Annotated in this window: 16 protein-coding genes; 13 read left to right on the top strand and 3 right to left on the bottom strand. The window is 66.3% G+C overall.

From position 1 onward, the window contains the following. The first annotated feature begins 1 nt into the window (after window position 1). From FX134_RS09080 to FX134_RS09070, 3 genes are read left to right on the top strand one after another with little or no spacing between them, the layout of a single operon-like run. Window positions 2-2,074 (top strand): bifunctional diguanylate cyclase/phosphohydrolase, encoded by a 2,073-nt coding sequence (locus FX134_RS09080; RefSeq protein WP_080800737.1) that lies wholly within the window; start codon window positions 2-4, stop codon window positions 2,072-2,074. A 34-nt stretch (window positions 2,075-2,108) separates the two neighbouring features. Beyond that, on the top strand, window positions 2,109-4,097 hold the full coding sequence (locus tag FX134_RS09075) for a 5'-nucleotidase C-terminal domain-containing protein (RefSeq protein WP_080800734.1): 1,989 nt from the start codon (window positions 2,109-2,111) through the stop codon (window positions 4,095-4,097). 1 nt (window position 4,098) lies between these two features. Beyond that, on the top strand, window positions 4,099-6,294 hold the full coding sequence (locus tag FX134_RS09070; protein ID WP_172623441.1) for an ATP-binding protein: 2,196 nt from the start codon (window positions 4,099-4,101) through the stop codon (window positions 6,292-6,294). 92 nt (window positions 6,295-6,386) lie between these two features. Here FX134_RS09070 and FX134_RS09065 read toward each other — a convergent pair whose 3' ends face one another. From FX134_RS09065 to FX134_RS09055, 3 genes are all read right to left on the bottom strand, one after another. Next, the gene (locus FX134_RS09065) at window positions 6,387-7,853 is read right to left on the bottom strand and encodes an ATP-binding protein (RefSeq protein WP_080800728.1); all 1,467 of its coding nucleotides are present in this window, start codon (window positions 7,851-7,853) and stop codon (window positions 6,387-6,389) included. A 207-nt stretch (window positions 7,854-8,060) separates the two neighbouring features. Further along, window positions 8,061-8,936 carry a PfkB family carbohydrate kinase gene (locus FX134_RS09060; RefSeq protein WP_080800725.1) on the bottom strand — a complete coding sequence of 292 codons (876 nt, stop codon included), beginning with the start codon at window positions 8,934-8,936 and terminating at the stop codon, window positions 8,061-8,063. 128 nt (window positions 8,937-9,064) lie between these two features. Next, window positions 9,065-9,265 (bottom strand): DUF6724 family protein, encoded by a 201-nt coding sequence (locus FX134_RS09055; RefSeq protein WP_080800722.1) that lies wholly within the window; start codon window positions 9,263-9,265, stop codon window positions 9,065-9,067. A gap of 166 nt (window positions 9,266-9,431) precedes the next feature. Between FX134_RS09055 and FX134_RS09050 the strand changes: the two genes are divergently transcribed. The 10 genes from FX134_RS09050 to FX134_RS09005 all read left to right on the top strand — a co-directional run bounded on the left by FX134_RS09050 (window position 9,432) and on the right by FX134_RS09005 (window position 20,922). Beyond that, window positions 9,432-12,086 (top strand): hybrid sensor histidine kinase/response regulator, encoded by a 2,655-nt coding sequence (locus FX134_RS09050; protein WP_080800720.1) that lies wholly within the window; start codon window positions 9,432-9,434, stop codon window positions 12,084-12,086. A gap of 201 nt (window positions 12,087-12,287) precedes the next feature. After that, a complete protein-coding gene (gene serS, locus FX134_RS09045; RefSeq protein WP_080800717.1) occupies window positions 12,288-13,577 on the top strand; it encodes a serine--tRNA ligase in 1,290 nt (429 codons plus the stop codon). Between the two features lie 12 nt (window positions 13,578-13,589). Then, window positions 13,590-14,342: a hypothetical protein gene (locus tag FX134_RS09040; protein ID WP_080800713.1), complete on the top strand. Its 753-nt coding sequence runs from the start codon at window positions 13,590-13,592 to the stop codon at window positions 14,340-14,342. Next, window positions 14,339-14,767: a cyanophycin synthetase family protein gene (locus FX134_RS09035; protein WP_080800710.1), complete on the top strand. Its 429-nt coding sequence runs from the start codon at window positions 14,339-14,341 to the stop codon at window positions 14,765-14,767. The genes FX134_RS09040 and FX134_RS09035 overlap by 4 nt, the downstream gene beginning before the upstream one ends. 4 nt (window positions 14,768-14,771) lie before the next feature. Continuing rightward, a complete protein-coding gene (locus tag FX134_RS09030; protein ID WP_080800707.1) occupies window positions 14,772-16,037 on the top strand; it encodes an aminotransferase-like domain-containing protein in 1,266 nt (421 codons plus the stop codon). 101 nt (window positions 16,038-16,138) lie between these two features. Beyond that, on the top strand, window positions 16,139-17,128 hold the full coding sequence (locus tag FX134_RS09025; protein WP_080800704.1) for a D-alanine--D-alanine ligase family protein: 990 nt from the start codon (window positions 16,139-16,141) through the stop codon (window positions 17,126-17,128). 226 nt (window positions 17,129-17,354) lie between these two features. Continuing rightward, window positions 17,355-17,903 (top strand): YtxH domain-containing protein, encoded by a 549-nt coding sequence (locus FX134_RS09020; RefSeq protein WP_172623440.1) that lies wholly within the window; start codon window positions 17,355-17,357, stop codon window positions 17,901-17,903. A gap of 152 nt (window positions 17,904-18,055) precedes the next feature. Further along, the gene (locus FX134_RS09015) at window positions 18,056-19,012 is read left to right on the top strand and encodes a PRC-barrel domain-containing protein (RefSeq protein WP_080803940.1); all 957 of its coding nucleotides are present in this window, start codon (window positions 18,056-18,058) and stop codon (window positions 19,010-19,012) included. Next, window positions 19,005-19,805 (top strand): TVP38/TMEM64 family protein, encoded by an 801-nt coding sequence (locus FX134_RS09010; RefSeq protein ID WP_232050888.1) that lies wholly within the window; start codon window positions 19,005-19,007, stop codon window positions 19,803-19,805. Before FX134_RS09015 ends, FX134_RS09010 begins: the two co-directional genes overlap by 8 nt. Before the next feature lie 346 nt (window positions 19,806-20,151). Continuing rightward, a complete protein-coding gene (locus tag FX134_RS09005) occupies window positions 20,152-20,922 on the top strand; it encodes a TM2 domain-containing protein (RefSeq protein ID WP_080800698.1) in 771 nt (256 codons plus the stop codon). Window positions 20,923-21,044: the final 122 nt, after the last annotated feature.

Below are 21,044 nucleotides of genomic sequence, written 5' to 3'. Positions count from 1 at the left end.
GATGAAGAAGCGCATCCTCATCGTCGACGACACCGAGATGAACCGCTCGCTTCTGGCGGACATCCTCTCCGACACCTTCGACATCGTGGAAGCAGCCAACGGCGTGCAGGCCATGGACGCGCTGCGGCGCGCGGACGGCGATATCGCGCTTATGCTGCTGGACATCATCATGCCCGACATGGACGGCTTCGAGGTGCTGGCCGCCATGAACAAGAGCGGCCTCATCGGCAGCATGCCCGTCATCATCATCTCGTCGGAGACGTCGCCCGCCTACATCGACCACGCCTACGACCTGGGTGCCACCGAATACATCAGCCGCCCGTTCGACGGCCGCATCATCCGCCATCGCGTGGAGAACACCATCAAGCTGTACTCGAAGCAAAAGCAGCTCGAGGGCATGGTGCTCGACCAGATAGTGGAGAAGGAGAAGTCGAACTACCTCATGGTGGAAATCCTCAGCAACATCGTGGAATTCCGCAATGGGGAAAGCGGCCTGCACGTCATGCACATCCGCATGATCACGGAAACCCTGCTCAAGCGCTATGTGGAAGTGACGCGCCGACCCGACCTCACGCCGCCTCTGCTGGCGCTCATCGTGAACGCCTCGGCGCTGCACGACATCGGGAAGATCTCCATCCCCGAGAGCATCCTGAACAAGCCGGGCAAGCTCACGCCCGAGGAGTTCGACATCATGAAGACGCACGCGGCCGTGGGCGCCAACATCCTGGAGAACTCGCCCTACGCCAAGCGCGAGCTGCTGGTGCAAACGGCGCGCGACATCTGCCGCTGGCACCACGAGCGCTGGGACGGGGGCGGCTACCCCGACGGCCTGGCGGGCGAGGACATTCCCATCGCGGCGCAGGTGGTGTCGCTGGCCGACGTGTACGACGCCCTCACCAGCGAGCGCGTATACAAGCCGGCCTACTCGCACAGCCGCGCCATGGACATGATCCGCAACGGCGAATGCGGCGCGTTCAACCCGGTGCTCCTGCAATGCCTGGAGGACGTGGGCGACCATCTGGCCGACGAGCTCAAAACGCAGTCGCTCGGCGGCATCACGCGCATCGAGGCGGCCAGCTTGGAGGCGCAGCTGCTCTCGGGCAGCGGCTTCCACGTGTCGAACCGCACGCTGTCGCTGCTGGAGCAGGAGCGCACGAAGTACCGCTTCTTCGCCTCCATGTCCAAGGAGATCCAGTTCGAGTACAGCTACGGCACCGACATCCTCTCGTTCTCGGAATGGGGCGCGGCGCAGCTGGGCGTTGACGAGCTCATCGTGCATCCCTACGACAAGGCGGGGCCGTTCGACCTGGTGGAGCCCGAGGATCGCGACCGCTTCATCGAGATGGTGCGCGCCACTACCATGCTGAGCCCCACGGTGGACTTCACCTGCAAGATGCTGGTGAGGGGCGAGCACCGCTGGTGCCGCACCATGGCGCAGACGCTGTGGATGGGCGAGGACGGCCGGGCCGAATGCACCGGCGTGATTGGCAAGATCGTGGACGTGAACGACGAGCGCCTGGCTATGGAGGAGCTGCGGCACCGGGCCACCCACGACGCGCTCACCGGGCTGTACAACCGCCCGGCCGCCGAGGAGCTGGCCGAGCGCGCGTTTGCCGAGCGGCCCGACGGGCGCTTCGCGTTCATCCTGTTCGACCTCGACCGCTTCAAGGGGGCCAACGACGAGTTCGGCCACGCGTTCGGCGACGAGGTGCTCAGCTTCGTGGCGCGCAAGGTGCAGCGCTCCATCCGTCGCGACGACGTGGCGGCCCGCGTGGGCGGCGACGAGTTCCTGGTGTTCGTGCCGTGCGGCGAAGAGGGTGATCCTGCCTTCGAGCGCCTGGTGAGGCGGCTGTTCGACACCCTCACCGACACCTTCGAGGGGTTCGACGTGTCGGTGAGCATGGGCGTGGCGTTCTATCCCGACAACGGGCGGACGTACCGCGAGCTGTTCCACCATGCCGACGAGGCGCTCTACCGCTCGAAGCGCAACGGCCGCGGCCGCATCAGCGTATTCGACGAGTCGATGCGCGGCGAGCTGTCGGCCCTGTCCCCCATGGACAGCGAGGCGGAGTAAGCCGCGACCATAGTAAGCACGCAGGGGAGGTCCGATGATGGTGAAGAAGATTCTGGCGCTGGCGGTTGCGGCCGCGATGGCGTGCTCGCTCGCGGGGTGCGCGGGCGGCGGCTCCGGCGCAGGCACGGGCGGCGCAAGCAGCAGTTCAAGCGGCGGCAAGACCACCGTCTCGCTCATGTTCTACAACAACCTCGACGCCTTCAAGGCGCTGGTGGAATCCACCTACGACGACATCCAGCTGGACTACGAGCAGTCCACCCTGGCCAAGTTCAACAGCGACGAGGTGCGCCGCGTGAAGAACGGCCACGGCCACGACCTGGTGCTCACCAGCATGCCCACCGGCGACATCAAAGACTACGTGGCCGACCTGAGCGCCTACGACTTCTCCACGCGCTACGAAAGCTCCATCATGAGCCGCGTGAAGCAGGACGGCAAGACGCTCTATCTGCCCCTGCCGTCGAACTATTTCGGCTTCGTGGTGAACAAGACGCTCGTGGAGCAGATGGGCCTGGCCCTTCCCACCACGCAGCAGGAGCTGCTCGACCTGCTGCGCACGGCCAAGGAAACGGGCGTCGGCCGCAGCGAGGAGGGCTTCGTCATCTCCACGAACAACGTGGACGGCACGGCCATGGGCAACCTCATCGTGGGCGCCGAGGTCCCCGACTTCCTGGGCACCGCGCAGGGCGAGAAGTGGCTCGCCGACTTCCTGGAGAATAAGGCCACGTTCGCGGGCACCTGGGAAGACGGCCTCGCGTTCTTCCTTACGCTCACGAATGAAGGGTTCATGGACGTCGAGCGGCTCAACGGCAGCCGCAACGTGGTGGACGTGATGGGCGGCATGGCGAAGGGCGACCTTATCGCGTGCTTCGGCTCGTCGCTCTACCTCGATACCATCCGCGCCGAGGACACCGACTACGAGTTCGTCATGCTGCCCTTCCTCAGCAGCGCGAGCAGCCCCGCCTGGGCGCTGTCCGACCCGGCGGCGTGCATCTCCATCAACAAGGCGGTGGAGGAGTCGGGCGACGCGGCCAAGATGGATGCGTGCGTGCGGGTGCTCGACCTGCTTTCCACGCCCGAGGGGCAGCAGGCGGTCATGCAGGACATGCGCGCCGACAGCTCGTATCTGAGCGACGACGTGCCGTCCGCCAAGTCGGGGGTGACGGGCCTGGAGGATGTCATCGAGGGCGGCTACACCTACAGCAACCGCCTGCCGGCGAACGTGGTGTGGAAGCTGGGGGTCGACGCGGTGAAGGCCGCCGCGGGCAAGATGACGCCCGACGAGGTGCTGGCCGACGTGGACGAGTTCCATCGCGCGGGGCCGCAGGAGGCCGCCGAGGACCACGTCATCGTGGGCGGCGTGGCCGATGACCTGCTGTTTGAGGACTTCAACACGCGCAAGGGCGAGACGGCGCTCGGCAACCTGGTGGCCGACGCGGTGGCCGAGGCGTCGGGCGCGCCCATCGCGTTCGCGAACGGCGGCGGCATCCGCGCGAGCCTGTACGCGGGCGACGTGTACCGCAGCGATCTGGCAGTCGTCGTGCCGTTCGACAACACCATCGTGGTGCTGGACGTGGACGGCAAGACGCTCAAGGAGCTGCTGGCGAACTCCATCACGCAGATCCGGTACACGCGCACCCCGGGCGGGCGCTTCCTGCAGGTGCACGGGCTGTCCTACGAGGTGAAGGTGGACCCCTCGGTTGAAACCGAGAAGGAACCCGTCGCCGCCGAGCTGGTGAGCGTGACGCTGCCCGACGGCTCGCCCGTCGACGACGCCGCCACCTACCGCATTGCCGTGAACAACTACATGTGCGGCTCGCAGGGCTACGCCGACAACACGGGCGACGGCTTCACCATGCTGAACGTGTTCGACAGCGCCACGCCGGCCGCCACGGGCGCGAAGCTGGTGGAGGACACGGGCAAGACCTATGCCGACGCGCTCGAGGCGTACTTCGACGCGCACGAATCCGAGGAGATCACCGCGAAGGTGGAGGGCCGCATCAAGGTGGAGGGGGCTCCTGCGTAGCATGGAGGCCGCACCGCCGCATACCGACGTGCTGAAAGCGCCCACCCGCAGGCAGATCGTCCTGCGGGCGGCGGTGCTCGCCGCCATCGCCCTGGCCGTGGCGGCGGGGCTGCTGGCCTGGTTCGACTGGTCGTCGGAGAGCGCGTCGGACAAGGCCGTGCACGATATGAGCGAGCTCTACCTGAAGGAGCTCACCACCCAGACGGTCGGCCACTTCCAAACCAGCCTGAGCGGCGAGATAGCCCAGCTTGCCACCGTGGTGGACACGCTCGGCGACGCCGACGCGGCCAGCGAGGCCTCGCTGCAGGCGTTCATCGCCCAGCGGAAGCAGAAAAGCGGGCTGGACTTCCTGGCCTATTTGGACGCGAACGGAAGCTACCACACCGAGGACGGCGCGCGGCCGGGCGTGTCGAAGATCGATTCGCTCGCCGCCATGCTGGAGGCCACCGAGCCCATGGTGGCCGTGAACGAGACGCTGCTGGAAGGCGATCTCGTGCTCATCGCGCTGCCCATCGACCACCGCGATTTCGAGGGCACCCAGCTGGTGGTGGCGCTGGCGGGCCTGCCGCTGGACACGGTGAGCACCCAGCTGTCGCTCAGCAAGGATTCCAGCCAGACGTATTCCAGCGTGGTGGCCTCCGACGGCGACTACGTCATCCACACGCGCGTGAGCGAGCAGCTTCCCAACGGCACGAACCTGTTCTCGCTGCTGGAACGCAACGCCGTCTTCGAGAAGGGCTACTCGCTCGAGCAGCTGCGGCAGGAGGTGGCCGAAGGCGGGTCGGGCCTGTCGTCGTTCACGGTGGAGGGCATGCGCCTCTACCTGTTCCACGAGCCCGTGCCCGGCACCGACTGGTTCGTCACCACCATCATCCCCTACGACGTGGTGAGCGCCTCGGTGAGCGGCCTGCGCACCTCGCTCAACGTGAACTCGCTCGTGGTGCTATGCATTATCGTGGCCATGCTGTTCGCGCTGTTCGCGGGCTACGCAGTGGTCGCGCGGCGCAACCGCCGTCGGCTGGAGGAGGCCTACGAGCGCGCCGAGGTGGCCAACGCGGCGAAGAGCACGTTCTTGAGCCGCATGTCGCACGAGATCCGCACGCCCATGAACGGCATCATCGGCATGACGAAGATGGCGCTGAACTCCATCGACGACCCTGCGCGCGCCACCGATTCGCTGAACAAGGCGCTGCGCTCGTCCAAGCACCTCATGAGGCTGCTGAACGACGTGCTGGACATGGCGCGCATCGAGAGCGGCAAGACGGAGCTGGCCTTCGACGACTTCGACTTCGGCGAGCTGGTGGCCAACGTGGAGGATCTGGCGCGCGGCCAGGCGGAAACGAAGGGCGTGCGCTTCGAGGCCCTGGTGCAGGAGGGCCTGGGGCCGGCGTATCGCGGCGACGCGCTGCGCATCACGCAGGTGCTCACCAACCTGCTGTCGAATGCGGTGAAGTTCACGCCCGAGGGCGGCCGCGTGAGCTTCGACGTGGCGGCGTGCGACGCGCCGGCGGGCGCGGCCGGCGGCGGCGACGTGCAGTGGGTGAGCTTCCGGGTGGCCGACACGGGCGTGGGCATCGCGCCGGAGAATCTGGGCCGCGTGTTCGAGGCCTTCGAGCAGGAGAGCGCCGGCGTGATGCGCACGTATGGCGGCACCGGCCTGGGGCTTTCCATCGTGAAGAGCTTCGTCGATCTGATGGGCGGCACGGTCGAGGTGGAAAGCGAGCAGGGGGTCGGCACCGCGTTCACGGTGCGCCTGCCGCTGGCCGCGGCCGAGGCTGCCGTCGACGAAGGCTCCCAGGACGAGGCGGCCGTCGACCTGACCGGCGTGCGCATCCTGGTGGTGGAGGACACCCCGGTGAACCTGGAGATCGTCTGCGACATGCTGGACGCCGTGGGCGCCCAGGTGGAAACCGCCGTCGACGGCGTGGAGGCCGTGGAGGCGTTCGCGCGCTCCGAGGAGGGGCGCTTCCAGCTGGTGCTCATGGACATCCAGATGCCGCGCATGAACGGCTTGGATGCCGCCCGCGCCATCCGCGCGATGGATCGCGCCGATGCCGGCGTGCCCATCATCGCCATGTCGGCCAACGCCTTCGACGAGGACCGCCAGGCCAGCCGCGAAGCCGGCATGAACGGCCACCTCTCCAAGCCCCTCGAAGCCCCAGACGTCTACGCCTGCCTGAAGAACGTGCCGCGCTAAACCACCGCCGCGCTCCTTTAGAAGGATCCCTTTAGAGCCCGAATGTTTCACGTGAAACATTCGGGCGGAAATGCACCATTGGCTGGAGTAGGCTATTTTGAGGGACGCGCGGCTCTTTTCGCGATGAAGCGCTGGAATTTACTTCGAGGCTTCTCAGGCATGGTGAGCTGGAGCTTCCCTTCTTGCACGAGCGGGGTAAGGTGCGTTTTGGCAAGGTAACGCGCGTTGAGGCCCAGATGGTCGGCAATCTCGTTCCTGCTGCGGGGGATCGCGCAAAACGCTACGATCTCGTCTCGGACGTCCGCCGCTGCCGGCTTTGCCTGCCGGGTTTTCGGCTCAGATGCCTCTTCGGGCGCATTGAACAACTGCGCTTGGAACGACCCGCGCACGTCGGAGAAAACCGGCGGGCGCAAACCGGCGGCGCGCATCTCGTCGCGGATGACCGGTATGCCTGAGTGGCGGTTCTCGCCCACTCCCTGGATTTCGAGGATCGACACGAGCGTGGGGTTGCGCGTCTGGATGTTGGCATATCCGAGGTCCTCGACGCTTTGACCTCCGTACACTCCTCCCGGGTTCCAACACTCGAGGCGGTCGGAATACAGCGTCAGGCGAACGGGCGTCCCGTTGCAGTAGGGCCCGTAGTCGCGATGCATCAGCGAATTGGTTATGATCTCGCGGACGGCATTCTCCGGATATTCGGAGATGTCGTGCCGCACGCCGTCGCGGACGACCACCCTGGTCTTCGTGTTGCGTTTGACGAAGGCTATCGCGTCGTCGATCATCTGGGCGATAGGCCCCTCGAATCTTTTGTTGTCCAGGAAGCGCGACCCGTCCGATCCTGTGACGATTTCGGTTCCCGCTACGGCCGAAGCGGTGATGCAGAGGTTGGGATAGATCTGCTGGGGATAATCGCACAGCGTCATCATACCCGACAATGTGGGCTTCCCTTCTTTCTCGGCACCGGTCAGCTTGAGGATCTCGTCCCGTTTACGTCGCGCCATGTGGGGCCGGTCTTCTTTGGCAGAGACGACGAATGAGGACACGAGATCCTCGTCAAGCATATTGAGGCTGGCTTCGGGGCTGACGGACACGTCGTCGCGCTTGCCGTTCTTGAACACCTCGATCTCGTAAAGCTCTGACGGCGTCATGTGCTTGTCCGCATCGCCGAGACGGACGTACGACCCTTTGGTCATGCCGGCCTTGAGGCGGTATACAGGCCGCTCGCTCATCGGCCGCCCCTCGATATAGGCAGCGACGATCACCTTTCCGTCGATGAGGGCGTCGGCGAACACGGGCCGCACCTCGGGGCTCATCTCGGCGCACTGCTCGCAGACGCTTTTTTGAAGCTCGTGCGCGTCGTAGACGCCGGCTGCCTTGAAGCGGTCCGATTCGTCGAGTCCGAAGATGATGACTCCGCCGTCGTTTTGATTGGAGAAACTCGAAATAGTGTCGTAAAGACGCGGGGCTCCATCACGAGCCGCTTTGATCTCGACGGTCTGGCTCTCGCATTGCTTCGCCTGCACATCCGCGACGAGCCCTTCAAGAGTATCGATGCCCATAGCAGTTCCCTTGTTTTGGTCGAAATTTAGATCATTGTAGAGCAAAAGATCGATCTTTTTTCGGATATGCCAAAAATTTTGAGCCAAAAAGCCGAAAAATTGGAGTGAAGATCGAAATTTTTGAGCTTTATCCCAAAAAATTCGATCTTTTGGCCGAAAAATGTCATAAAAGGGGACTGTCCCCTTTTATGACAAATCGCTACCTTGCTAGAGCAGTTCGCACACTTTGCCGAGGAGCGGCTCGAAGCTCACGCCGCGGGCCTCGAACTCGGGCTGCTGGGCGCTCACGATCATGGCATCGTGCACGAAGTCGCCGGCGAAGCGCACGGCCTCCTCGAGCGTGCGGCCCGCCATCACAGCCGCCATCAGGCACGACGCGTACAGGTCGCCGGTGCCGTGCAGCATGTAGGGCAGATACTCGTTGTGCACCTCCACCGTGTCCATACCTAAGCCGCCCACGAAGTTGCGGATGCACGTCTCGCCCTCGCGCTGGATGCCCTTGAGCACCACGTGCTTCGCGCCCTTCGCCACCAGGGCGTCCACCAGGCGGTGCGCCTCTTCGTCGGAGATGTCGGTGCCGCCCCACTCCTCCCCGATGGGTTCGCCCAGGATGATGGCGGCCTCGGTCAGGTTCGGCGTCAGGATGTCGGCCCCGCAGGCCAGCTCGGCCATGGCGTCGCAGAGCTCGGGCGTGTAGGTGGGGTACACCTTGCCGTGGTCGGCCATCACCGGGTCCACCACGCGCAGCGCCGCCGGGTACATGGCGTACAGGTCGCGGATGCGCTCCACCTGCTCGGGCGCGCCCAGGAAGCCCGAGTACACCGCGTCGATCTCCACGCCGATGTTCTTCCACGCCGCCAGGTAGTCCTCCAGCATGGCGGTGGTGTCGTGCATGTACCAGCCGGGGAACGCCGTGTGCGACGAGAACAGGCCGGTGGGCACGGGGCACACGTCGCAGCCGGCGGCCGAGAGCACCGGAATGGCCACGCCGAGCGAGCACTTTCCGTATCCGCACAGATCGTGCACGGCGGCCACGCGCGGGATGTAGGCGCCTTCGCGCGTGTACAGGGTGGTTTCGTTCATGAGCGGCCTTTCTGGTCGAGGGCTGAAAAAACTCGCAGCGCCATCGGGCGCCGCGATTGCAACAGTATGCTCCAAGTGTATGGCAAAGCTCTGCTGTTCGGTTGACAATCTGAAAACGCGCGGGCGGCCTACTTGCCGTCTCCCTCGTCGTCATCGTCGTCGAAGAACGACCAATCGTCCTCGTCGGCCTCGCGGCTGGCGAAGATCTTGCGCGTGCGGCGCTCCATGATGACGCAGGCGATGAGGCTGATGACAAGGCCGGCCCCCACCAGGCATCCGATGCCGGCGTAGGTGTTGAAGAGAAAGTCGTACAACGCTCCGAAATCCATGACTACCTCGTTATTCCCTCTCGATTCACCGTGGCTTCCTATGGTTTCCACGGGCCATTTAGATTTACGCGTTAGAGTATACTATGCCCGGCCGATTAGCTGGCTTTAGTTTCGATATTCCTTTATTCTCTACCGTGCTTCGATGAAAGGCTGGAAGGGCTGGCGCATGCATGCTGTGAGCAGGGAGAAGCAGAGGCGGCGCGTCGTCGTCGCCGTTGCCGTCGTCGGGCTGGCCGCGTTCGTGCTGTGCGCGGTGCTCAGCCTCACATCGTTCATAGAAGGCAAGCTCAACCAAAGCGCCGAGCACCAGGTGGTCACGTTCACCGAGCAGGCGGCGGGCGGGGTGTCCGACCGCATGTTCATGGTGCAGAACGCCATCGGCTCGTTCGCCGTGCAGGTTGCCGACCCCGATCAGGTGGTTCCCGCGCTCGCGGCTTTTCGCGATCGCAACGGCTTCGTCGACGCGGCGTTCGCGGGCCTCGACGGCATCGGGCGCACGGCCGACGGCTCCCCGTTCTCCACCTCCGACATCGAGTTCGAGGAGACGGCGCTCTCCCAGGGACAGTCCTCGTACTCCGACACGTTCGTCAACGACGAGGGCGCGTGCGTGCGCCTGGCCCAGCAGCCCCTCTACCTCGACGGCGATCTGGCGGGCGCGCTCTACGTGCAGATCCCGCTCAGCATGTTCACGCTGCCCCGGCATCTCGACATGTTCGACGGGCGGGGCTACTTCATGCTGTTCCAGGCGGATACGGGCGAGGTGCTCGTGCCGCCTCGGGACGAGACGCAGGCGCCGCTTGCACAGGGGGACTCGATCTTCGACTTCCTCGACGAGGCCGCCCATTACACGGCCCCCGAGTCGTTCGACTCGGCCGAGGAGGCGGGCGACGCGCTGCGCTCCCTCAAGGCGCGGGAGAACGCCGATCTCGGCTCGCTGCGCGACACGGTGGACAGCGGCGCGACCGGGCTCATCGCCGCGCCCGTCGAGGGGAAGGCCAGCTACGTCTGCGTGGCCCCCGTGGGCGAGGGCCATTGGTACGTGTGCAGCGTGGTGCCGGTGGGCAACGTGCGGGCCGAGGCCGACGTGGTGGCCACCACCTTTCAGGTGGTGTTCGGCATCGTGATCGTCTGCCTGGTGGCGGTGGGCCTGCTTGCGTTCTTCACGTACCGGCGGCGCGTGCGCGAGCGCAACGTCGACATGCTCTCCCAGCTCTACGAGGCGCTCTCCGACAGCATCGAGATGGCGGTGAACCTGTACTCGCCCGCGGACGGGCAGGTCACGCCCATCGTGGCGAAGGCGCGCAGCATCATCGGCTACTCCATGCGCGACTTCCTCAAGAACCCCGACCTCGCGCGCGCCATCCGCCTGTCCGAGCGCGGCACGAGGCTGTTCGACCGCATCAGGGCCGGCCAGGTGGACGGGTTCGAACAGGGCGAGTTCTCGTTCCGCGGCTCGGAGGCCGACTGCACGCGCTGGGCCGCCTATTCGGTGAAGCCGCTCGTGTTCGACGAGAAGCCCCAGCTGCTCATCGTGCTGCGCGACGCCACCGCCGACAAGAAGATCCAGCTCTCCATGAAGGACGCCATGGACGCCGCCGAATCGGCGAACCAGGCGAAATCGGAGTTCCTCTCCCGCATGAGCCACGAGATCCGCACGCCGATGAACGTGATCATCGGGATGCTCCAGATCGCGCGCGGCAACGTGGACGACCCCGTGAAGACGCGCGAGAACCTGGACAAGATAGGCGCGGCGTCCGACCATCTGCTGGGGCTGATCAACGACGTGCTCGACCTGTCGAAGATAGAGAACGGCAAGATGACCCTGACCAGCGAGCCGTTCTGCCTGGCCGACATCGTCGAGGACGTCCTGGCGGTGGTGCGCGCGCAATGCGAGGCGAAGGGCCTCGACCTGGACGCGCGGATGCCCGACGGGGCCGAAGGCGTGTTCGTGGGCGATTCCATGCGCCTCAAGCAGCTGTTGCTCAACCTGCTGACGAACGCCGTGAAGTACACGCCCGCAGGGGGCCATGTCCGCTTCGAGGGTACCGTCTCGCCGGGCGCGGTGATGGGGTACCGCCAGATCACGTTCGTCGTGAGCGATGACGGCATCGGCATGTCGGCGCAGTTCCAGGAGCGCCTGTTCGAGCCGTTCGTCATGGAGGGGCGCTCCCGCGAGCAGGGCACGGGGCTCGGCATGCCCATCGTCAAGACCATCGTGAGCCTCATGGGCGGGAGCATCGATGTGGACTCCGCCGAAGGCAGGGGCACCACGTTCAAGGTGGCGCTCAACCTGCGCATCGCCATGGAGACGGAGCGGCAGGCGTTCGCCGACGGACGCGGCTCGGAGGGCGCCGCCGCGCGCGCCGGCGAAAAGGGCCGGTCGTCCATCCCCGCGATGGCCGCGCCCGTTCCGCCCGCCATCGATCCCGGCGATCTGGCCGGGCTGCGGGTGCTTCTGGCCGAGGACAACGATCTGAACGCCGAGATCGCCTGCGAGCTGTTGTCCGAGGCGGGCCTCAAGGTGGATTGGGCTCGCGACGGACGCGAGGCGTGCGACCTGTTCAAGGGCTCCGCCGAGGGCTTCTACGACGTGGTGCTCATGGACGTGCAGATGCCGAACATGAACGGCTACGACGCCACCCGCTGCATCCGCGGCCTCGCGCGCGCCGACGCCGCGGGCGTGCCCATCATCGCCATGTCGGCCAACGCGTTCTCCGAGGACGTGCGCGCTTCGCTGGCCAGCGGCATGAACGCGCACCTCTCCAAGCCCATCGACATGCGCCGCGTCCTCGCCTCCATCCTCGAGCACGTGAGGGGATGACAGCGGGGACGAGTGACAGCGGAGTGTCAGGGGGACGGTTCTCTTGACACCGGAACCAGGTGTCAAGAGAACCGTCCCCCTGACACTCCGCTGTCACGTCCCCCGTCCCCCTTTGCCGACGGCGTGAAGGAATCCCGGAGGGGGGCGGGCGTGCGGTATACTGGGCCGAACACGCAAAACCGACCGAGAAGGAGCGCGACCATGCTCGACATCAAGTTCGTCCGCGACAACCAGGAAGCCGTCGCCGAGGCGATGAAGAACCGCAATGCTTCGTGGGACGCGTCGCGCTTCTCCCAGCTTGACGAGGCGCGCCGCGACGCCATCGCGCGCGAGGAGGCGCTGCAGGCCGAGCGCAACGCCGCATCGAAGTCCATCGGCAAGATGATGGCCGCCGGCCAGAAAGACGAGGCCGAGGCCGCCAAAGAGCGCGTCCGCGCCATAAACGACGAGCTGGCCGGCGCGGGCAAGGAGCGCGAGGAGGCCGACGAGGCCCTGCGCGATATGCTCATGCGCACCCCCAACATGCCCGCCGACACCACGCCCGTGGGCGCCGACGAGAACGACAACCCCGAGGTGCGCCGCTGGGGTATGCCGCGCGACTTCGCCGCCGAGGGCTTCGCCATGAAGCCGCACTGGGACCTGGGGCCGGAGCTGGGCATCATCGACTTCGAGCGCGCCGTGAAGCTGGCCGCGAGCCGCTTCATCCTGCTGGGGGGCCTCGGCGCCCGCCTCGAGCGCGCGCTCATCAACTTCATGGCCGACACGCACACCTCTCGCGGCTACAAGGAGTGGTGGTGCCCGGCCATGGCCAACGCCGAGACGCTCACCGGCACCGGCCAGCTGCCGAAGTTCGAGGAGGACCTGTTCCACACCACGGAGGGCCTCTACCTCATCCCCACGGCCGAGGTGCAGCTCACGAATATCCACGCCGGCGAGGTGCTCGACGCCAGCCAGCTGCCGCTCAAATACTGCGCGTTCACGCCGTGCTTCCGCGAGGAGGCCGGCAGCGCGGGCCGCGACACGCGCGGGCTCATCCGCGTGCACCAGTTCGACAAGGTGGAGATGGTGAAGTACGCCAAGCCCGAGGAGAGCTACGACGACCTCGAGGCCATGGTGGCCGACGCCGAGAACATCCTGCAGCTGCTGGGCCTGCCGTACCGCGTGATCAGCCTGTGCACGGGCGACATCGGGTTCTCGGCCGCCAAGACCTACGATTTGGAGGTGTGGCTGCCCAGCTACAACGGCTACAAGGAGATCTCGTCGTGCTCCAACTGCACCGACTTCCAGGCGCGCCGCGCGAACATCAAGTACCGCGACCCGGCCGCGTTCAAGGGCTCGCGCTACGTGCACACGCTGAACGGCTCCGGCCTGGCCGTGGGCCGCACGATGGCCGCCGTCATCGAGAACTACCAGCAGGCCGACGGCACCATCAAGGTTCCCGACGTGCTGGTGCCCTACATGGGCGGCGTCGAGGTCATCGCGCCCGAGTAGGGGAAACGACGCGTGGCAACCAAGCGCAAGCGGACCGACCAGCCGAAGAAGAAGGACGAAGCGAGCGCCGCCCGGACGGGAACGACCGGGCGGCGTCCCGTCGCGCGCAAGCGGCGCTGGCCGCTCGTGGTCGCGCTCGTGCTGGTCGCGATCATCGTGGCGGTGGTGGGCACGTTCTCGTGGGACCGCTGGCTGCGCTACGACGACGCCGCGGAGTTCCAGGGCGAGTGGCAGGCGCACGGCACGCCGGCCGTCGTCGTCATCGACGGCGAGCGCATCAACCTCACCGACGACGTGTCCTACGCCTACGCCATCGACCCCGTGGCGAAGACGCTTTCCTTCACATTCGGATCGCTGGAAGGGCAGGGCCGCTACCGGTTCTCGCTCGACCGCACGCAGCTGGTCATCACCGAAGGCGACGGCTACTCGTGGCTGCTGACGCTCGTGGACGATATTGCGTGGATGTGGGATCAGGCGGCGCGCGCCGTGCAGGGCCAGCCGCAGGAAGAGCCCGCGCAGGCGGAGGGCGTGACGGTGCTCGACCGCCTTTCCCATGATTCCGCGGCCGCGCCGCGGGCCGATGCGGCCGTGGCCGAGCCGGAACCCGAGCCCGCGGCGGCGCCTGAGGCCGAGGCCGAGTCGCAGCCCGAAGCCGAGGGCGCCCCCGCCCCCGCCGCTCCCGAGCCGGAGCCCTCCGACGACTCCGATGACTCCGCGTCCGCGAACCCGCTCGGGGCCTTCGACGTGAGCGACCACCCGGCATGAGCGATGCCGCGCCCGCGCTCTCCGTGGAGCGCCTCGTCGTGCGCTCCGGCCGCGTGGCCTGCGACGTGCTCGTGGCTCCGGGTGCGCCGCGCATGACCACGCCGGCTCTCGCCGCCCGCGTGCGCGCCGACTTCCCCGACCTTCCGCGCCATGCCTGCGTGAACGAGGTCGGCGACACGTTCGCGGCCGTGATGGATCGCACGTCGCTCCCGCATCTGCTGGAGCACCTGGTCATCGACTTGCAGACGCGGTCTGCGGCGTCTTGCGGACAGCGCGCCCGCGACGCCGTATACGTGGGCACGACTGAATGGACGGACGAGCAGGCGGGACGCGCCTGCGTCCAGGTGAGCTTCACCGACGATTTGATTGCTTTGCGGGCTTTTCGCGACGCCGTGGACTACCTTAACGCGGTGGTGGTACCCTAGCGCAATGACCACGGCTCACCTCACATTCGACCAGACGAGCGACAAGATCGCCGAACGCGTCGTCAAGATGCGCTCGTCGGCCGTGCGCGACCTGTTCGCCGCCGCGTCGAACCCCAACATCATCTCGCTGTCCGGCGGCATGCCCGACGTCTCGCTGCTTCCGCACGCCGCCATCCGCACGGCCACGCGCGCCGCCTGCGACGACGAGCGCGCCGTGGCGCTGCAGTACGGCTCCACCGACGGCCGCGTGGAGACGAAGCAGGTATTCTGCGACCTCATGCGCGACATCGGCGTGCGCGCCAAGCCCGAGAACGTCCTCATCACCACGGGCGCCCAAGAGGCGCTCGACCTCATGGCCAAGACGTTTTTGAACCCCGGCGACATCGTGCTGGCCGAGGGTCCCACCTACCTGGGCGCGCTCCAGGCGTTCAGCGCCTACGAGCCCGACGTGCGCTGCATCTCCTTCGACGACGAGGGCATGCGCATGGACCTGCTGGAAGAGGAGCTCGCGCGCATCGGCAAGGGCAATCCGCGCCTCAAGTTCCTCTACACCATCCCGAACTTCCAGAATCCCGGCGGCGTGACCATGGTGCCCGCCCGCCGCAAGCGCCTGCTGGAGCTGGCCGACGAGTACGGCTTCATGATGGTGGAGGACGATCCCTACGGCCGGCTGCGCTACGACGGCGGCCACGTGCTGCCGCTCAAGGCGCTTTCGGACGACGTGGTGTACCTGGGCACGGTGTCGAAGGTGTTCGCGCCGGGCCTGCGTACCGGCTGGATTGCTGCGCCGAAGAGCGTGCTGGCCAAGATCAACCTGGTGAAGCAGGGCACCGACCTCTGCGGCAGCGCGTTCAACCAGGTGGTGGTGGAGCACTACTTCACCGACACCCCGTGGCAGAAGACGCTGCAGAAGTTCGTGGACACCTACCGCACGCGCCGCGACGCTATGCTGGCCGCGCTCGACGAGCACTTCCCGGCTGAGGCCACCTGGACGCGTCCCGAAGGCGGGTTCTTCGTGTGGGTGACGCTGCCGAGCTACGTGGATACCGGCTCCATGCTGTCGGTGGCGTTGGAGAACGGCGTGACGTACACGCCCGGCGACGGCTTCTTCGCAGATGGGAAGACCGGCAGGAACTGCATGCGCATCGCGTTCTGCTACGAGAGCCCCGAGAACCTGGCCGAAGCCATCAAGCGCCTCGCCGCCGTCATCAACGACCGCCTGGAACTCTACCGCGCATTCCTCGACGCCGGCGCCATCAAGGCGGAATAATTTGTCATCCTGAGCGAGCGAAGCGAGTCGAAGGATCCCCCGCGGCGCCAGCCGAAAGGCCCGCCGGTTGAGCAGGTTGAACGAACCGAAAGGAAGCCACAATGGGCCTCAAAGTTGCAGTGTTGATGGGCGGCGCGTCGTTCGAGCGCGAGTTCTCCCTGGCCAGCGGCAGATGCGTGTGCGCGGCGCTCGAGGAGGCCGGCCACAAGGCGGTGCCGCTCGACACCACGAGCGAGCTCGTGCCCACGCTGCGCAGCGAGCGCCCCGACGTGTGCTACAGCGCCCTGCATGGCAAGCACGGCGAGGACGGCACCATCCAGAGCCTGCTCGAGTTCCTGGACATCCCCTTCGTAGGCTCGCCATCGAGCGTCTGCCAGCGCGCGTGGAACAAGGATTCCATGCACTCCGAGATGGCCGTCTACCGCGCCATCACCGGCGAGGCCCCCGTGGCGTCGTGGCCGCAGGGCCTCTACATCGCGCGCGACGCGTTCAAGGACATGGGCGCGGCCACGGCGCTCGACCTGGTGGAACAGCGCGTGATCGGCGGCTACCCTGTGGCCGTGAAGCCCGCGCACGGCGGGTCCGCCATGGGCGTGCACAAGGTGGACTCGATCGACGAGCTGGGCGAGGCCATCCTCGACGCGCTCTCGTTCGACGAGGCCGTGGTCATCGAGCAGTGGATCGACGGCGTGGAGATGGCCGTTTCCGTGCTGGGCACCGGTTGGGACGCCTACGCGCTGCCCCCGGTGGAGATCGTGCCGAAGAGCGGCATGTACGACACCGAGGCCCGCATGACGCCCGGCGCCGTGGAGTGCTTCGCGCCCGTGCGCAACGTCTCGCTCGCGCCCGACGAGGCCGACGCCCAGGCCATCCGCGCCGAGATCGAGCGCGCAGCGCTGGAGGTGTACCGCGCCTACAACGTGCGCGACCTCGCCCGCATCGACCTCATCTGGGACGGCGCCCAGGCCCGCGTCTTCGAGGTGAACGTGTCGCCCGGCATGGCCGAGCGCTCCCTGTTCCCCGCCGCCTGCGAAGCCGCCGGCCTCTCCCTCCCGAAGGTCCTCGACGAACTGGTGTCCCAGTACGCGTAAGGGACGGGGCAGTCGTCTCATCCAAGCGCATCTTCGCTCCGAAAACACGCCTCAGCGCACGAGGCGTGTTTTCGGAGCGAAGATCGTGCGCATGCCATTATCCCCGTCCCTTTGTCTCATTCAACGAAACGGCAACTGAATTCTATTGCGCCTGTGTTTTCCCCTCCTGCCGGCGGCACCTGCCCCTATAATGGTCTGCACAGACAAACGTCCAAAGGAGGCAGTCATGGGCAACAAACTAGGTGCTTTCCTGGCCGGCGGGCTCGCAGGCGCGGCCATCGCGCTTCTGTACGCTCCCCGCTCGGGTCAGGAGACGCGGGCCATAGTCACGGACAAGGTGAACGCCGCATGGGGCGAGGCCCAGGAGCTCGGCGCTCAGGCCGGTTCGAACGTGCAGCACGCGTACCACGAGGCCGCGGCCAAGGGCCAGGAGGTCGTGCAGGATGTGGCCGCCAAGGGCCAGGAGCTGTACGGCCAGGCCACGCAGCGGGTGCAGGACGCCGCCGAGAACATCAAGCCGGCGTTCTCGCAGAAGAACGACGAGCTGCGCGACAAGATCGAGGCCGCGCGCCAGCGCATCGCCTCGCAGGTGGCCAAGAACGCCGAGCAGGCGCACGAGACGGTAAGCGACACCATCCCGGTTGCGGCCGACACGGCGCATGAGGCCGTCGACGCCGTGCAGGACAAGGCGCAGGACGTCGCCGATGCGGTGAAGGACAAGGCGGAGGACGCGGCCGAGAAGATCGGCGGCGACAAGCCGGCCGACGCCCAGTAACGCAGGCGGTATCGAAGCGAAGCGGCGACGCGAGAGCGGGGGAGCATCCTCGCCCCCGCGCGCCGCTTTTCCGTATCTGAGCGCAGCCGCCGGCGCCGGGGGCGCGGCCGTCAGGTCCGCGAAGCGCGCCGCAAGCTGCAATGGAGAAGACCATGGCAAGCAAACTCATCACCACGAGCGAGCTCACGGGCGTCCGCGTCGTGGGCGGCAAGAACGGCCAGAAGCGCATCGGCAAGGTGCGCCGTTTCGTGTTCCATCCCAAGGAGAAGCGCTGCGTCGGCTTCATCGTGAAGCGGCCCGACCTCCTGTGGATGTTCCGCCGCAAGGACAAGTTCGTGTCCATTCAAGGATACGACCTGGTGGACGGCCGCATCGCTATCCGCGACGTGCCCGAGGCCACCGATCGCGCCGCCTGCAAGGCGCTCGGCGTCAACTACGACGACTGCGTGCTGTGGGTGGGGCTGCCCGTCATGTGCGAAGACGGCACGGCGTTCGGCACGGTGGGCGACGTCACGTTCAACCGCATCACCGGCACGGTGGAGTCGTTCGACACCGACTCCGGCGCCACGGCCAACGCGCTTCTGGGCAAGCGCACCGTGCCGGCCGAGCTCATCGTGGGATTCCGCCGCGGCATGGGCGCGCAGCTGGCGACCGTGGGGCAGGAGGGCGCGCAGACCGACGACGTCGTGCTCGGCGCCATCCTCGTGTCCGACGAGGTGAAGGAGCTCGCAGCCGAGGGCGGCGTGGCCGAGAAGGCGGGCGCGGCTACGGCGGTGGCAATGGACAAGGTGCACACCACGGTCGACAAGGCGAAGCCCGTCGTGAGCGAGGCCGCCAAGAAAACCGGCGAGGTGGTGAACAAGGGCGCGTACGCCACCGGCAAGCAGATAGCCAAGTCCAAGACGATGTTCTCCGACTTCAAGGAGGAGTACGACAAGGCGCGCGGCCCGAAGCCGGCCAAGGGCGAGCAGGCCATCGCGAAGTCGGACGGCGCCGCCAAGCCCGCCGCCGCGAAGAAGCCAGCCGCGCCGAAGAAGAAGCCCGCGCCCAAGAAGAACATGTTCGCAGCGTTCAAAGACGAATTCGACAAGGCACGCAAAGATGACTGACAAGTTCGACACGGGTAAGATCAAGAAAATCGCCGAGGAGCGCAAAGAGGCGCTGCACGAGAAGGCCGAGGAGGAAGTGGTCGTCCGCGGGCGCAAGCTCGAGAAGGGCGACATCTTCAAGTTCGCCGGCCTCATCGCGTTCTTCGCGCTCATGGTGCTCATCTGCGTGCTTTTGTGGCCGTACTTCCACGACCTGTTCGAGCCCGGCGGCCTCGACCGCATCATCAACGACGTGCGCGGCGCGGGCCCTGTCGGGTTCCTTATCCTGCTGGGCTTGCAGTTCCTCCAGATCGTGGTGGCGTTCATTCCGGGCGAGGTCGTGCAGGTGGCGGCGGGCATGCTGTACGGGCCGTGGATCGGCGCGCTGTTCATCCTCATCGGCTGCGTGCTGTCCAGCGCGTTCATCTTCGGGCTCGTGCACAAGCTGGGCGCGCCGTTCGTGCAGGGCATGGTGCCCACGCAGTACCTCGAGAAGTTCCGGCGCTTCGAGCGCTCCGGCAAGCTGAACATCATCGTGTTCATCCTGTTTTTGATCCCCGGGCTGCCGAAGGACGTGTTCACCTACCTCGTGCCGCTCACGGACATGCGCATGCGTACGTTTCTGCTGCTGTCCAACGTGGGCCGCATCCCTGGCATCATCGTGTCGACATACGCGGCGGATGGCCTGGTGGAAGGCCGCATCGTGCAGAGCGTGATCATCTTCGCAGTGGCCGCGGTCATCGCGATCTTGGGCATCGTGTTCCGCGAGCGCATCATGAAGCTGCTCGAACGTCATTCGCATAACGACGACTAGCGTTTGTCATCCTGAGCGAGCGCAGCCTCCCCATTGTCATCCTGAGCGAGCGAAGCCTCCCCATTGTCATCCTGAGCGAGCGCAGCGAGTCGAAGGATCCCGCGCGGTGCCAACCGGAAGCGTCGCAGCTACCGCCGCGCGGGATCCTTCGACTTCGCGCTGGCGCGCTTCGCTCAGGATGGCAAGATGCGCCGAGTGGCGCGAAAGACTAGCGGCGCTCCATTCCTTAAGAAAGCATGACATCGTCAACGGTATTGTGACGGAATCAACGTCTTGGCATCGCGCGCACTACTATGGCGCTTAAAGGAATGCCGAAGGCGAAACGCACAATGAGAGAGGTCCCCCTATGGCTGAGAACGTACCTTTGAACAACGCGGTCGACGAGGTGGCCGCTGCCGAGGCCGAGCTGAAGGCCGCTCAGGAGAAGCTCGAGGCCGCGCGCGCCAAGCTGGCCGCCGAGGCCGATGGCGGCGAGGCAGAAGCTGTGATCGAGGAGGTCGAGGCCGAGGTCGAAACCGAGGCCGAGGTCGAAGAGCCCGTTGCCGAGCCCGCGCTTGACGCCGAGCCCGTCGAGTCCGAGCCCGTCGTCCAGCAGGAGCCGCCCGCCGCCGAGCCCGACTGGGTGCCGTATTCCACCGGGCAGGCGCCCACGCCGCCCTCGTACGGAGCGCCCGCGCCGCAGCAGCCCCCCGCGCCGCAGGGCGATCCTGCGCCGTATCAGCCGCCCGTTTACGGCTACGCCGCGCCGCAGCCGCAACCGCAGCAGCCGCCGCACGCCGGTCCCGGCGCCGTGCCGCCGCAGCAGCCCTATTACGGTTACCAGCAGCCGTACTACCAGCAGCCCTACGCGCAGCCGGTCCTCACCACGAAGGACCACGTGGCCGCCGGCTTGCTGGCCATCTTCCTGGGCTTTCTGGGCATCCATAAGTTCTACCTGGGGTACAACACCTCAGGCTTCATCATGCTCGCCGTGTCCGTCCTGGGAGGCATCCTCACGTTGTCGCTGGCCACGTGGGTGATCTGGGTCATCTCCATCATCGAGGGCATCCTGTACCTCACGAAGTCCCAGACGGAGTTCGAGCAGATCTACGTCCTCAACAAGCGCGAGTGGTTCTAGGTTCGGACGGTCCCTTTCACCACGTCGTCATAGGGGCGCTCTCGCAGGGCGCCCCTTTCGCGCCAGTCGCTTCCTGCTGCCCGGTCGTTCACCGGTTTTTCAATGAATAGGGGCAGTAGGCT

The organism is Arabiibacter massiliensis (assembly GCF_902386925.1).
Lineage (GTDB): Bacteria > Actinomycetota > Coriobacteriia > Coriobacteriales > Eggerthellaceae > Arabiibacter > Arabiibacter massiliensis.
Note: the sequence above shows the minus strand (reverse complement) of the source record. Positions and strands in the feature narration are given on the sequence as shown.